The sequence below is a fragment of the Mesorhizobium sp. LNHC209A00 genome (assembly GCF_000502915.1).
Classification (GTDB): Bacteria; Pseudomonadota; Alphaproteobacteria; order Rhizobiales; family Rhizobiaceae; genus Mesorhizobium.
Map to the genome: position 1 here is coordinate 42,447 of NZ_AYWT01000022.1, position 14,657 is coordinate 57,103.

Annotated in this window: 7 protein-coding genes and 3 pseudogenes; 5 read left to right on the forward strand and 5 right to left on the reverse strand. The window is 55.8% G+C overall.

Annotated elements, in window-relative coordinates; all coding sequences use genetic code 11:
• Positions 1–10: 10 nt before the first annotated feature.
• On the reverse strand, positions 11–1,630 hold the full coding sequence (locus X739_RS138990) for a heparinase II/III family protein (protein ID WP_023796176.1): 1,620 nt from the start codon (positions 1,628–1,630) through the stop codon (positions 11–13).
• Positions 1,631–2,214: 584 nt separating this feature from the next.
• Positions 2,215–4,293: a caspase family protein gene (locus X739_RS138985; RefSeq protein WP_023796177.1), complete on the reverse strand. Its 2,079-nt coding sequence runs from the start codon at positions 4,291–4,293 to the stop codon at positions 2,215–2,217.
• Between the two features lie 289 nt (positions 4,294–4,582).
• On the opposite strand from X739_RS138985, the gene X739_RS138980 reads away from it, so the two are divergent.
• Positions 4,583–5,854, forward strand: a complete 1,272-nt coding sequence (locus tag X739_RS138980) for a twitch domain-containing radical SAM protein (protein WP_198026180.1) — start codon at positions 4,583–4,585, stop codon at positions 5,852–5,854.
• 207 nt (positions 5,855–6,061) lie between these two features.
• Here X739_RS138980 and X739_RS1000000168690 read toward each other — a convergent pair whose 3' ends face one another.
• Together X739_RS1000000168690 and X739_RS138975 are read right to left on the reverse strand one after the other, a co-directional pair.
• Positions 6,062–8,017, reverse strand: coding sequence for an SUMF1/EgtB/PvdO family nonheme iron enzyme (locus X739_RS1000000168690; protein ID WP_084056543.1), 1,956 nt, complete (start codon positions 8,015–8,017; stop codon positions 6,062–6,064).
• Positions 8,018–8,109: 92 nt separating this feature from the next.
• Positions 8,110–8,592, reverse strand: coding sequence for a M23 family metallopeptidase (locus X739_RS138975; RefSeq protein WP_198026181.1), 483 nt, complete (start codon positions 8,590–8,592; stop codon positions 8,110–8,112).
• Between the two features lie 1,108 nt (positions 8,593–9,700).
• Here X739_RS138975 and X739_RS1000000168695 point away from each other — a divergent pair.
• Positions 9,701–9,855 (forward strand): annotated as a pseudogene (locus X739_RS1000000168695) (integrase core domain-containing protein); the annotation flags it as partial.
• A 326-nt stretch (positions 9,856–10,181) separates the two neighbouring features.
• Here X739_RS1000000168695 and X739_RS138970 read toward each other — a convergent pair.
• A pseudogene (locus tag X739_RS138970) lies at positions 10,182–10,409 on the reverse strand (IS110 family transposase); the annotation flags it as partial.
• A gap of 961 nt (positions 10,410–11,370) precedes the next feature.
• On the opposite strand from X739_RS138970, the gene X739_RS1000000167340 reads away from it, so the two are divergent.
• The 3 genes and pseudogenes from X739_RS1000000167340 to X739_RS0135835 form a co-directional block, all read left to right on the forward strand.
• Positions 11,371–13,617 (forward strand): calcium-binding protein, encoded by a 2,247-nt coding sequence (locus X739_RS1000000167340; RefSeq protein WP_023796184.1) that lies wholly within the window; start codon positions 11,371–11,373, stop codon positions 13,615–13,617.
• A 138-nt stretch (positions 13,618–13,755) separates the two neighbouring features.
• The gene (locus X739_RS1000000169640; protein ID WP_245273964.1) at positions 13,756–14,013 is read left to right on the forward strand and encodes a hypothetical protein; all 258 of its coding nucleotides are present in this window, start codon (positions 13,756–13,758) and stop codon (positions 14,011–14,013) included.
• Positions 13,937–14,657, forward strand: a pseudogene (locus X739_RS0135835) (hypothetical protein); the annotation flags it as partial. The gene X739_RS1000000169640 and the pseudogene X739_RS0135835, both read left to right, overlap by 77 nt.

The following is a 14,657-nucleotide window of genomic DNA, read 5'->3' on the forward strand; positions in this document are numbered from 1 at the left end:
GGACTTTCATTCAGCCGGTGTTCCTCGCCAAGGTCAATGGCCACATGTCAATACCGGGCGGCAATCTGTCTGCAATGCTGCCTTGGATGGGCTGAGCCGAGATCGCCACGCACAAACGTTGTGCTGACCCCGTCATCTCGGTCTCGAATCGTAGGCACGTAAATCCCGAATTGTCACCCTCTCCCGGCGGCGACGCTACCGGGTCGACAGTCCAGGCAATGTCGTTGCTATCGACGATCTCTGCAGCGAGAGTTTGCCCTCCGATGCAAAGCGTTGCCGCCTTTTGCCGCCAGGAAATTTCTGCTTGGGTAAAAGCGCGCCAGTTGATCAGTATGGGTTCCAGCGTGTCGTGCTTGCGCGTGATCTCATCAACTATCCAGACGCATTCACCGTCGACCGCAATGCCGCGACGGTGGCGGACCGGCGAATTTTCGTCCTCGATCTCAAAGGCGGCTGCAACGAAGTCCGCCTCATCTGAGATCCCCAAACAGCGCGCATACGCCCCCAGTGACTGAGATCGCCCATTGAACATGACCGTGCCGTGACCAGCCGTTCCAAGTCGAAAATAACTGAACCGGGTGTCAAGGTCGAAATAACCGGGAAGCGCATAATCGTCACGTCCAAGTTCGCTTACGAATCGGAATTTTCCGACCTCAAGGACGAACGATCCCAAATCAAGATGTGCGTGGTTGATATCGTTGCGCCCACCTTTGAACCCGATATAAATCTCTGAGGCTCCGATGAACTTCCGCAATATGCATACTCCCGCCCCTTGAAAGGCGGTGACCCGTTGCTGAACAAATAAACCCGACTCCTGTTCTTCAGAGAGCCACAAGAGGTCGAACGGATGAAGATTGCCAGGCGCCGTCCGCTGCCATATCGCCGCTTCCGGCTCACCGCTGTGATTGGCAAGCCAACCAAGGATCGGCGAACGGACAGGATGAGGGACCGTATCGCCGAAATCGAAGCATGCGCCCGAGGGGGCAGTCGTTTCCCGGTTGAAGAGCCAACTCGAGGCCAGTCCCGCAGGATCGGGCATTGCAACGCCTTTTTCACTTAGCGCGGCCAGTGCCACCACGGCGTATCGTGCAGAATGCTCCCAGTACCCCGGGCCTTCAGCATAACCGCCATCGAAATCAAAAGAGGATAGGCCAAGGACGACTGCAGTTGTCGCGCCCGCCAGGACTTCCCTCGCAAGTTCTGCATGCCGCGCGCCAGCTGCCAATGCTGCAACTATAAGACCGCTACAGCAAACGACGTTCCAATTGTGTGTCGCCGCGGTCCAGCCCGCCCCGGCGCGCAACTGGTCGACACCCGGCTGTAAAGCCCTTTCAGCGAGGCAGTCTTCTAGAAACACGCGCTCCGTATGGGACATTGCAGGACCGAACCATTCCAGTCCAATGGCAAATCCGCACGCCATTTCGGCGACGTCGAGAAAATGGGACGGATTCCAGCTATCGAATGCTGTGGCGTTCTCAAGTTCGGAAACGCCACGTCGACGATAGCGATTATTTCCTGTCAATATCGACGCCATTCCCAAGACGGCGACACGATCGTACAACTTACGCGCCGTCGGCAGAATAACGTTACGCCCGGCCTCGCATTCCAACAGGAGGGGCGGCAAATCCATCAGGCAGTCGGCGTCCGAAAGGACACCGTCTGCAACCCTCCGCGCGAAATGATCCGAACCAACTGATCTTCTAATCCTTACAACACCATGTTGTTTGACGAAAAGGGGCGCATTTAACCGGCCCCGATTCGAAGCAAATAACCTCAGTGGTTCGAAGGTCGAAATTGGGCTCCCTCTCGACTGGGATATTTGCCATCTGGCGGAAGATTGCTCAAAGTCTAGTAGTTGGACGATAGATGAACGCGCGGAGCGACACTCTTGGCCGCTTTTGCCTTGGGTACCTTCGCGCACCTGGCACTTTGAACACTAGGGTTGCAGAGTTCGGGCTTCCCGCCACTGGTTCCACACCCACTCAGGAGCGCTGCCGAGGAGATTGCAAACGCCAAGGACGAAATTTTTGCTAACAAAAATTTGGTCATAGCCTGCCACGTCCCCAATAAAATCTGCGGTATGGTAGCTGAAAAGGCACTAGGAGCACAAGCGCCTGCTCCAACCAAACATTGACGAAACTAAGCGTCAGAAGGTACGCTGGCAATTCTGACTTTGTCAGTCGTTGCCTGCTTTATCGCCAATCGCCACGGCAGTCACTTAATGGGCTTCGCCGTAAAAGTGTCAGCAAGCAGCTTGGCCTGCTTCAACTGTTTTTTCGAAGCTTTTGCTTCCAGCCCAGACAGGGCTTCATCAGCCGAATCGGCGCCACCCTTCTTTGCAAGATAAAGCCATTTCAAAGCGACGACGGCATCGGATTTTCCGCCGATCCCATCACGGTACAATTTTGCGACTTCGACTTGCGCGTAAGCGTTTCCTTGCGTTGCCGACCGTTCGATCCATTCCCTTCCCAACAATGGGTCGGCTTTTACGCCAGTGCCGGAAATGTAAAGTTCGCCGAGACGTTGCTCTGCCCAAATATGCCCCATTTCGGCTGCACCTTGCAGAAGGATCGCCGCTTGTCGCTCGTCCTTCGGCACGACGTCGCCATTGAGGTAATAGCCGGCCAGCTTTTCCATGGAAGGAGCAAACCCCTGGCTTGCCGAGCGCCATAGCCATTGAACAGCTTTGCTCTTGTTAACCGGCACACCGAGCCCGCCCTCGTAAATCAGCGCCAGATTGAGCTCCGCAAAGACATTGTGCTTTTCGGCACCGAGCGCATACCAGTACCGCGCCTCCTTCAAATCCTTCTCGACGCCCCTGCCGTCACGGTAAACGTCACCCAACGAACGGTACGCAATTGGGAAGCCGGCTTCGGCTCCGGCCTGATAGAGCGCGCGGGCCTCCTCGTGACGTCCGGCCGCATCGATGGCTCGCGCGTAATTGGTCAGAATCCTCAAGCTGTCGGGATATTGTTCAAGCGTATGCTGGCAGACTGGAACCGCCATCGCGGGCTCGATCTGGCCAAAAAAGACCCCTACCGACGGATCGGCGGCCTCTTGGACGTGGCCGGCCAACCGATCGCAGTCAGTGACCTCCGGGTAAAGTGGATTTTCAACAAACTCCTGAAAATTCGGTGTCTGCACAGTCGTAATGGGCGTCATGCTCGCAAGGTCGGCGGTCGATGTATCTTCTATGCGCAGGCGCGCAAGTTTGGCGAACAATCCATCCGGATGCGCCACGAGATAGTTCTTGTAGGCAGCTGAACTACCGGCTTCGTTGGCCTTGTTCCAATCCGACAGATCCGCCACCGAAGAGAGCCCTCGCTTTTCATTTCCGCTCTTTGGCTTTTCGGACTTCGGTTCTTCGATAGAGCGGACATGTGCGGCAGCGAGGTCAGCAAATAGGCCGTCCGGATATTTGGAAATGTAGCCTTTGTATGCCTGGAGCGTGTCCGCCGTCGAAGCATCCCGCCAAGCGGTTGCATCAGCCTCGGACATTCGCACCACTTCGGGCTCGTCGCCCATAGCGCTAACGAAGAAAAAATCCGTGATCAGCGAAGTGTTGTCCCAGGGTACCTGCAATCCATTTGTCTTGTCGAACACGGTTTCGCGAACACGCTTGAAGACCTGTTCGATTGGCAGACCAGGCTTCGAGATGTAGGACGCAAGTGCCTTGCTAAAGGGACTGTCAGCTTCCGCACCATCCATTGCAGCCGCACCCGGGGCTGTCGCGAATGCGATGAACGTACCGACAGCACCTGGCATTTTCGCGAGACCGTCATCCAAACCCGCCTTCGAGCTCTTGGCGCCGCCCTTCAGCGGATTGTCGCGGCACGCATCCAGAATAAAGATGGCTACATGCGGCTTGGCCTCCATCAGTTCGTCGGTAATTGCTTTCAGGCTGACACCTTCGAAGGGCAGATCCCCAGGTTGCCTGACTTCGGTGTCGATCGGCAGAAGGAAATTTTCATCGTGGTATTGGATGCCGTGCCCGGCATAGTAAAAGACCACGACAGTGTCTGAATCGATTTTTCCGACGAAATTTTTAACCGCCTCGAGGAAGTCACGGCGTTTGGCATTTATTGCCGTTATCGTGGTGAAGCCGACCAACTCCAACGAAGATGCGATCAGCCGAGCGTCATTGGTTGGATTGGGAAGCTTCGTGACGTTCGAATAGTCTGAGTTTCCGATAACAAGTGCGAGCCGAGTTTCGGCCGCCGCCGGCTTTGCGGTGTCCCACAACGCCAGAGGGACAAAAAGGCAAGCGCTAAGTACCAGGCGACGATTGACCATTAGCCGACCCCCTAGAAGCCAACTCGAACAACGATCATCATGAGCATACGGCGACATTGGCTTGGATCACAAGCCGGAACACCTCAAAAGACTCGGCCGGCAAGGTAACTGCGGGAATTCAGGCAATACGGCCACCCGCGCTTGCCTTTCTTCAAATTCGCCGGCTGCAAATTCGGCTCACTCCTGCATGTCCGGCATTGTTCGCGCCTGCGAGACGTAGGATTGGAAAATCTTTGCGTATCCGATCGATTTTGATTACGCTTTAGAAACAAGCCATATTGGATTGTCCGTGGCCGTGTCACCCATTGACAGCTTTTGCCTGCTCCCCTGGATCCACGCGCATGTAAGCGCACAGGGCCGTAGAAAGCTTTGCTGTGTCGATGTCTCGTTGGAAAGGTATGCCGAAGGCGGCCCGGAGGCTTCGCTGGAGGATTATTGGAATTCGGAAGAAGTCAAAGGCGTCCGCCGAGAAATGCTGAGCGGCACATTGCCGAAGCGGTGCGGCCATTGCTCCAATACGGGCAACCGGACTCTTTCTTACAAGGACGAAGTGTTAAGCCGCTGGCCGGAGATGATCGAACAGGCGATAGCATCGACCGCTGACGACGGTTCCACAACCCTGCAACCCGTAACGTTCGACTATCGAACGTCGACCTGCAATTTGCGCTGTCGCATTTGCGGTCCACATTCCTCAACCTCGGCGGAGATCGAGGCGCGCCGGAACATCGGCCTTCAAGAACTCGGCGAGCACGTTCACAACTGGGACCCCGCGTATCTCGATCGCAGGACTGCCGCCTTGGGCAGAGCTCATGACGAGCTGATCACGGCGGCCAAACAGCGCCGTGTGCGACATCTATATTGGGCCGGCGGAGAGCCCCTGATGGATTCCACCCATTGGGATGTCATGAGCGAACTCGCAACGTCCGGAGAAGCAGCAAATGTCGATGTGGCGTACAACACCAATCTCACAGTGTTTTCATATCGGGGGCAAAGCGTCGAAAATTTGTGGCCCTGCTTCAATAGCGTGTACGTGCAAGCATCCATCGACGGGGTCGGGCAGGCGGGCGAGTATATAAGGACCGGCTTCAAGACCGATATATTCACCCGAAATTTGGATACTCTCCTTGATATGACGCGTAGGCATGCGTGCATACGTGCGGCGCTCGATTTGACTTTAACATCAGTCGGCCTGCTTCATCTGGGCGATCTGTTGCAATTCGCTCTCAAGCGCAAAATACACGTGACAGCCAAGTTGATGGTACCGCGCGGCATCAACCGCTACATGGCGGTCGAATTCCTGCCGCAACAAGTCAGGGCTGATTGGTGCAGAAAATGGATGATCTGGATCGACGCACACGATCGGGACCGTCTCTTCGATACGGTGTACTCGACGCTCGAACTTGCCTTGTTGAGAGAGAAGGTTGGAGTCGACGCACCCCCTAAGCGCAGCGGTTACGACGCCAAGGTCATCGGAGCATTTGAAGGCGCCCGCCACGACCAAGGACGGTTTCAACATCTTCTGTCAGTCGACCAGCGCCTCATCAACTATAGCGGAGAATGACGATAGTGCATCTCGCGCGTTGGTGGATTCCTAGTGGGGAGAGGATTTTCCCACGCAACGATCCATCCTGTGGCGACTTCGAAGCAGGCGCCATGGCGGCCACTCCCGCCGCGCCATGGGGTTTCGTTCGCCGTTTAGTCTATTGAGGAGGAAGGGCTTTGATATGCGGCTCGATTGTCGGTAATCCACAACTTGAGCGACCGAAAGTTAGTCCAAAGATCTAGCTACCCGGAATCCCCTACTGTTGAAACGGTCGATGGGTCTTCCGCTATGACGATCTGCTGCTCTTAGATTAGAGACCTCGAATATCCATGACCCACCCCTTAGCACGCGTTTATCGCAGCCTAAACCTGTCTGCGCGGAACCGTCTATAATCACTTTCGATAGTATTGGACTATAACAATCCTCAACCCAATGCCAGAGATTGCCAGCCATGTCATAGAGTCCAAACTCATTTGCTGAAAAGGTCCCGACGGGGCTTGTATTCGCATAGCCGTCGGTACAGTGAGTCACGTCCCAATTCTTGAACAATGTCTGAGCGGATAGGTCTGGACCATTTGCGAATTGACACTGCACATCCACACTGTTTCCGAACCAGAAGCGTGTGTATCGGCCCGGGGATATCTTAGCACGTGCGGCGTATTCAAATTCGGCTTCAGACGGTAACCGATACCGCTTTCCAGTTACTTTCTGTAACCATAGCGTATATGCTTGTGCATCTTCCCAGCTTACGCAAGTGGCGGGATGGCTATCGTTCTGCGGGAATCCTGGATTCTCCCAGCTTGCTGATTCGGATTGGACCCATCGGGTGCCATCAAACACATTGCATCCGCCTGTAGCTTGGCGGTGCGTGGCTTCGACAAATGCGGAAAATTCACCGCGAGTTACTTGATATTTCCCGATCGCCATTGGTCGAACGAGGGTGACATCCATTTGGGGGCCTTCGTCTGTTTGCCGACCATCTTCCGAGGAAGGTGAACCCATAGTAAATGTACCGCTCGGTATCACGACCATAACCGGACCACCATCGGTGTCAGTGAATGAGTTCCCCACTGAAAGGCAGTGGACAGTCGGCTGAAGGTTGGCCTCTTTGGCTCCTTTGCAAAGCTCATTGGATGTTCTGAGCTGATTGCTTTCTTGGGACTCGGATACGCCGTCCCGCAAAGAATTGTGCGTGATTGGAGTATGCTTAAGTCTCTCCACATTCAGTAACGCAACTGCGGAGAACCTCCCATCGGGAAATTGCTGGAGATATGCGTTATAGAATTCTTGAGTATCGCGCCTAACAGCCTCATCCCATAGGCTTTGCTCTATTTTTCGCGAATAAGATTGCTCTGCTACGTTTGAATCAGAGGATACAACTCTCGATTTATCGCTCAAGAAAACCTCTCGACCAATCGACGCATTGTACCAGGGCCGCTGTCTGCCCATTGTCACCTCGGTCACCTCTCCTCGAACCCTTGTAAGAGCGCTCTGAAGTTCCAAGCCAGGTTGGACGATATATTTGGCAAGAGCTTGGGTGTATGGACTGTTCGAACCACTTCCATCGAGAGCTACCGCTCCCGGGTCGGTGGCATAGGCAATCAAAGTTCCGCCCGTACCGTTTCCAGGCGATAACGAATTGGATTGAACGACTGCTAGGCCGGATTTCACGGCTGCCGATCGAGTTGCAGGGAGTGAGGCCACAAGCGAGCGAGCAAGTGGATTATCTCGGCAGGCGTCGAGAATGACAATGCCGATGGCGGGGTCGCTTGGGAGCGCTGATAGTATACTTTCAACAGATAAGGTTCGAGTTCTGAGCTGCACGGGCGAGGTCAGTTCAGCATCAACCGGCAAAAGGAAATTTTGACCATCCACCTGCATGCCATGCCCCGAGTAATAGACCAAGGCTATGTCAGCGCCATTCGCTGCTTCAGTGAATTTATCGATGATGCGGAGCATTTCATCCTTTTTCAGGTCAATGCCTTCAATCACATCGAATCCCGCACCACGTAGGGAAGAGGCCATCAAGCGGGCATCATTTTTGGGATTTGGCAGCAACAATGTATGTTCATATTTGCCGTTGCCGATAATTAGTGCCACGCGCTTGGCTGAACGGGTCGAGCCGACCGCAAACGACGACAGAAGAAGCAATGCTACCAAGGCGGCAAGAAGACTCCTCATATTTCAGGCCTTTCCAACGGTTAGCTCTGCCCCATCCCAATGTCTTTCTGTGATGAGCGCTATCGCCCTACCCTCCCTTCGCAGACATAGAATTAGTAGCCAAACAGTTCGCCAGGATCGACCCGCGGCGAGTGAGGGTTAAGCGGTTCTTCGAGCATGATTTCAAAATGCAGATGGGGTGGTTCGCCTGACGCATTACCTCCGGTGCCCGTGTATCCAATCACTTGGCCTTTGTGTACTAAGTTCAAGTTCAACATCTTGCTGAGATGAGCGTAAACGGCATAAAGCTTGGGGTAGGTCCGGAGTCCTCCACACATTCTGTTCCACGGATCGTACTTAGGGTTTTCGAATTCTAGAACAATGGCCTCTCCGTAGCCCTTAACGTTATGAAATCTGTGTATTATTCGCCCGTCTGCTATCGCGTAAACCGCCGAGCCAGGACGGGCAGACAAATCCCATCCTGTATGCGATTTTGCCTTGTTCTTTTTGTCCTTTCTGACCAACCCAAATGAGTTACCTAGGGCTTCATGGGGTCCGTCGTCTCGAATCTTATTCACGTCGAGCGGGAGTTTCATATTAGTGCTCCGATGGCGTTGCTGCAGCATATCACTTTCCAACGCCATGATAACCTTGCCCTCGCTTAGAGGCTGAAAACCGTTCCGTTCTCGAGCAGAGGGTCCGCACAAATGCCGGGCTCGAACTCCGAATGCACCGAAGGAGATCTGGCTGTTGCTAGATTGGTTGCTTGCCGCTGTCGATAAGATCGTCATCGATTAACACCAGCACGTCGCCCCGCAGATCGAAGCGCGCCCGATCACTATGCTCAACCAAGTAGGTTACCCATTTGGAAGACCGCTCCCCAGTGCGCAAGTCCTGAAAATTGCCCAGTTGCTATGAGCCGGGTTGAACGCGGGGCAGTTGGGGAGTTGCCCGGTCAATTCGTCCTGAAACCTCTTTTTCGCCTTAGCTTCGCACAAAGCGTCCATCTTGGTAGGGTCTGCCGTTAACAACTCCGAGGTGTCCATAGGTCACGCGTGCTTCTGGTACTTGTGGTATAGGAATGACACTTTCTTTTTCACGGAGATTCCGATGAGACAGAGACAGATCGAAAGCCGCCTCAGTCCGCCTATGCAGCAGGCTATTCCGATAATTCGAAGCGTGTTCAAACGATATGCACCGAGGCGCGTTGAACTTGAGTTCACTGCTGGAAAAGAGTGGTATAATCACTCTCGTTGGTCTCTGCATCATTCTGGTAACGCAGTTGATATTAGGACGAGAAAGCTGGCGGATGGTGGGGTTGGTATGTTGTCAACTCTTATGGGACACTTTTTGCAGCAAGAGCTTAACTCTCAGCTCGGCAGCGCAAAGTATTTGGTCCTCGTGAACGACCAAGGGCCGATGTTCCCGCATATTCACGTTCAGTATAATCCCGGGGCTAGAATGAGCACACCCGGGGATGACGACGGAAAACGACGGAGCCGATCCGTCTAGTGGCCGCGTGATCCCGATGCGCGCGGCTGGGCTAGGTGTCGTAGGCGCAAGCCCGGATAAAGCCGGGCCCGACACTGGTTTCTTCATCCGCCGCGGAAGTGGACGCCTGCGAGCGTTGGGGCCTCGACTTCGTCCCCTGCAATTGACCGGTGATCGCGGCTTCCCCCCGAACTCGACACCACCGCCGCGCATCGCGGCCGTCCTTGCATGATCGTGCCGGATTACGGCACCGACCTGACCTTTGGACGCCATGATAGCAGGAGGATCGGCGTGTCGAATGGCACTACATCGCGCCGGGCAAGCCGATGCAGAATGGCTTTGTGGAAAGCATCAATGGTCGGCTACGGTCGAGGCCGACCAGGCTGCAAAGCGTCTTTGCAAGATCGATTCCGAGTATGACGATGTTCATTTCCCTTCTCCTTCTGACACGGACTGACAGTTTGTCCGGAACCGGAGGGACGGGCCATCCCATAAGATAACGTGCGTTCCGTCGTTCCTGGTCTGCATCGGTTCTCATCCGCCGGGGCGGATCTTCTTGTGTCAGATGGCGTCCGTCACGGTGCGGGCGCCATGCCTTTCAAATGCCGTCGCGCCGCTCATCGATGCGCTCCCAGCGCTTGCGGTCCTTGACATGGACGCGCCGCGCGACGTCGGTGTCACTCGTGGCCGCGTCGCCGACATAGAACGTGCCGTCGCTCCAAATCGCGTGCATGATCACCGCCAGCTTGCGCGCCACGGCGACACAGGCCATGCGGTGGCAGGGGCGTTTGGCGATCTCCCGGCCCCAGTTCTTGACCTTGTCCTTGTCCTTGCCCTTGAAGCGCGTCATCAAACCCGACGCCGCCTCGTAGAGCGCGCGGCGCACGTCGGCATCGCCGGCCCTCGAGATGCGCCCGGCAATTCTTTGAGTGCGCGTAGCTCCGCTGGCCGCACGGAAAGCAGCAGTATATAGCTAGCTAATTTGGCTCCGGTCTGTTCTCAGCTTTCCTAATGCAGTGGCGCTCTATGCTGATCCCGGGCGGGTCTCACGTCGAGTTCTGGTTTGGTCTTGCCCAGCGATGCCAGCGCGGACGATAGCGAATTTCGCAGACGCATTCCCCTGAGTCCTAAGGGCGGAAGACGCCACGTCATCCGGGCGGCGGTTGATAGCGTGTCTTTTCCGAAGCCACGGAGGGGACCTCAGTGCCTCTCGCCAGCGGGAGGTGCCGGCTACCCTTGGTTGTGCCAAGCATGCCACATAGAGTGCGCCCGTAGGGATTCAAATTGGAGGCACCCGGGTTGCGATGGAAGTACTTTCAGGGTGCAAGCCGCAAGCTGCCTCCCAGCCGAGTGCTACTTCCAGGATTAAAGAATTGGACTATTAACCTTAAATAAGATATTCCTAAAATGAGAGGAAAATTGGGGAAGCTACCCAACAAAGGGGCAGCTGCGGAGAGGAATTTGAGCGGCGTTAGCCGCCCGAAGTGGGTTACTTGTTGCGAGAGCGAATTGACCGCCCGCAGCGGGCTCCGAGCTACCCTCCAACGCCGGGTAAACCCATGGCATTGTCGGGGTGTGTACTATGATAAGTAGCTTGCCCGAAAAAAACAGGGTCGCGCCAAACGGCCTTAACCACCTGCTGTCCAATATCTCTCTCGAAGACATCGATCAATCTAGAATCGATCAATCTAGAGTGGTTGGTTGCTCTAGCTCGAGCTCCCGACCCAGCAGGGGGCCGGCCACTAGGTATGAGGCGCCCCAAAAAGCAGCCGCTATCAAAGATCCCCATACAAACCGGCGCTTAAAATTCGTGCTTGCAGTGTAAGCAAGCGGTCAGAGGAAGTGCATCCCACAGATAAAACAAAATAATCGAGGAGGCGATAGTGGCTAATGTTATCAATTTCAGCGATGCGGCTGGGACGACGGTTCCGTTCTCCTTCTCAGTTGATCAGATAGCCTTCGACGGGTTGTTTACTGCTGGCGAGATAACATTCACGCAGGTTGGCTCAGATGTTGCCGTGACATGCAACGGCACTACGGTCACGCTAGCTTCAGTCGCCATAGACGAACTTCTGGACGCAAACTTCGCGTTCGCCGACGGCAGCGTCGTTCGTTTCGATACGTCTGGTCAGCTGACAGGGTCTGACCAAGCTGATTATTTCCATTTTCGAACCAGCGGTTCTGAAACTGTGTCGGCTGGCGCTGGGGATGACACGATCGTCGTAGGAGATCACCTGGATCCGACTGATGCCATAGATGGCAGCGGCGGCAATGACACGGTGATCGTATCTGGTAATCTCTCGGTCGCGCTTTTATCAACAACTGTCACCGCAGTCGAAAAGATAGTCTATCAGGGCGGCGGTGCATTCAATCTGACGCTGAGCAACGAAGCGGTCTCAACCGCATTGGGCACGACACTCACGGTTGATGGTTCGGCGGAGGGCCAGAATGATCATCTTGTCGTCAATGGCAGTTCGGTTTCTTCAGGCCCTCTTCACCTGATTGGCGGTGACGGTTCGGATACATTTACCGGGGGGGCGGGTGCCGACACTTTAGTGGGGGGGGATGGCAGCGACATCATTTCGGGCGGCGGAGGCGCCGACATTATCGAGGGCGGGCTTGGCGCGGACACATTAACCGGCGGCAGTGGGAACGACGTTTATCGTTTCGGCTTTGGTATTCCGCGGAGCGAGTCCGCGCCTTCGACGGTCGACACTATCACTGATTTCGAGGGGTTGGGCGTAGCAGGCGGCGACCAAATCGACCTTCCTAGTTTCTACGGCAACCTGCCGCTGGCCTTCAATTCGGAACAGCTGCAGTTCGGCTATACGCCGGGCGTCCCGTCGGGTTCATTCATGTCGCCAGATGGGTTTGCCGACATTTCTTGGCATTGGACGACCATCGGAAGCTGGTCAGGCATTGAGATCTGGGTTGACGCCGACGACGACGGCCAATTCGGCGAGCAGGATATGCTAATTCACCTGACGACCAGCGATTCCAACGCAAAACTCGTCGCCGGAGACTTCTCCGATTCGCTCATAGTCTATCGCGGCACCGATCTGGCCGATCCTCCCTACGAGGGCACTTCGCTCGGCAACATTGCCTTTGGCCAGGGCGGGGACGACGTTCTCAATGGTAACAGTGGCAATGACCAACTCCACGGTGGCGACGGCGCAGACACACTGAACGGTGGTAGCGGCGATGACCAACTCTTCGGAGATGCCGGGGGTGACACCCTGAATGGCGGGTTAGACAACGATACACTGGATGGTGGATCGGGTGACGACACCCTGAATGGTGATGAGGGCAGCGACACGCTTGTTGGCGGCTTGGGTGCCGACACCCTGCACGGGGGTGTTGGCGGTGACACACTCATTGCCGGTTCGGACGTGTTTGGGAATGGCGACATCGCGATCAACAAACTGTTTGGCGATGCTGGGAACGACACACTCTATGGAGACAATGGCCAGGACGAGCTCCATGGTGGGGATGACAATGACGTGCTTGTGGGCAACGATGGCGATGATGATCTCGCCGGCGACGACGGTGCAGATACGCTTTCCGGTGGNGCTGGTATCGATCACCTCAGCGGCGGTGCGGGCACCGATACCCTCGACGGTGGAGCTGGCGCAGACACTCTGACCGGAGGTACAGAAGCGGACGTTTTCAGGTTTTTCAGCGCAAGCCAATCGAACCTAGCTGGTATCGATGTGGTGACGGACTTCAACCAGTCCGAGGGCGATAAGCTCGACATGTCTGTTGGTCGTGGCAGCCCGGGTCAGTATGACGGCGGGCCCCTGGCTTTCATGGGGCAATTGGAGACCGGGTTCACGGGGACTCTAGGGGATCAGTTCGTTCGCATCGACGGCTTGAAGGGGGGCGACATTGGTGCCGGCTTTTCACAAGTATGGTGGAAGGCTATTGGCGGGCACACTTACCTTTACGCGGACATTAATGGCAATTTCGAACTCGATGGGACCGATCTGGTCGTCCAGCTGGACGACCCTGCTGCCATTCAACTCTCGCAAGACGATTTCCTGGCCGGCAATTTCAAGGNCGGTCAACGGCCTTGCCGGCAGCGACACCATCTACGGTGGCGACGGGGCGGACACGCTCAATGGTGGGCTTGATGGCGACTCCCTCTATGGAGAGAACAACGACGACATTCTGAACGGCGATGAAGGCAGCGACACGCTTGTTGGCGGGCTGGGTGCCGACACGCTGCACGGTGGCGATGATGCCGATACGCTTTTCGGTGNGCCGACACGCTGCACGGTGGCGATGATGCCGATACGCTTTTCGGTGGCTTTGACTCTCTGGGGTACGGCGACACCGCTGTCAATAAGCTGTTTGGTGACTTGGGCGATGATCAACTCTACGGCGGCGCCGGTCACGACGAACTCCATGGCGGCGGCGACAACGACACGCTCGTCGGTAATGATGGGGATGATGATCTCGCCGGCGACGACGGTGCAGATACGCTTTCCGGTGGNCCCTCGACGGTGGAGCTGGCGCAGACACTCTGAGCGGCGGCACAGAAGCCGATATTTTCCGCATCTTGACGGCCTCGCAATCGACGTTTGCCGAGCACGACACGATCACAGACNCACAGAAGCCGATATTTTCCGCATCTTGACGGCCTCGCAATCGACGTTTGCCGAGCACGACACGATCACAGACTTCAGCCGTGATGACGGCGACAAGCTTGATCTCTCGGTTGCGCGTGGTTCCCCAGGCACCTACGACGGTGGACCCCTGGTGTTTCGTGGCGAGATTGCGCTCGCAAACTTCGATCCCGCGGTCGACACTCTTGCGATCGGCACGGCACTCGGCGGAGCCGACATAGGCGCCGGATTCACTCAGGTCTGGTGGACGCATGTCGGTGCCACCACCATTCTCATTGGCGACATCAACAGCAACTTCGTCCTTGATGCCGACGACCTCGTCGTCGAGCTGAACGACCCGCTAAACCTGGGCCTCTCGCAAGACGATTTCCTGGCCGGCAATTTCAAGGTGATTGTGGGCACGCCTGGCCCGGATCTGATTCCGGGCACTTCGGGCGACGACATCATCTACTCCGTCGGCGGCAACGATACGGTCAACGGCCTTGCCGGCAGCGACACCATCTACGGTGGCGACGGGGCGGACACGCTCAATGGTGGGCTTGATG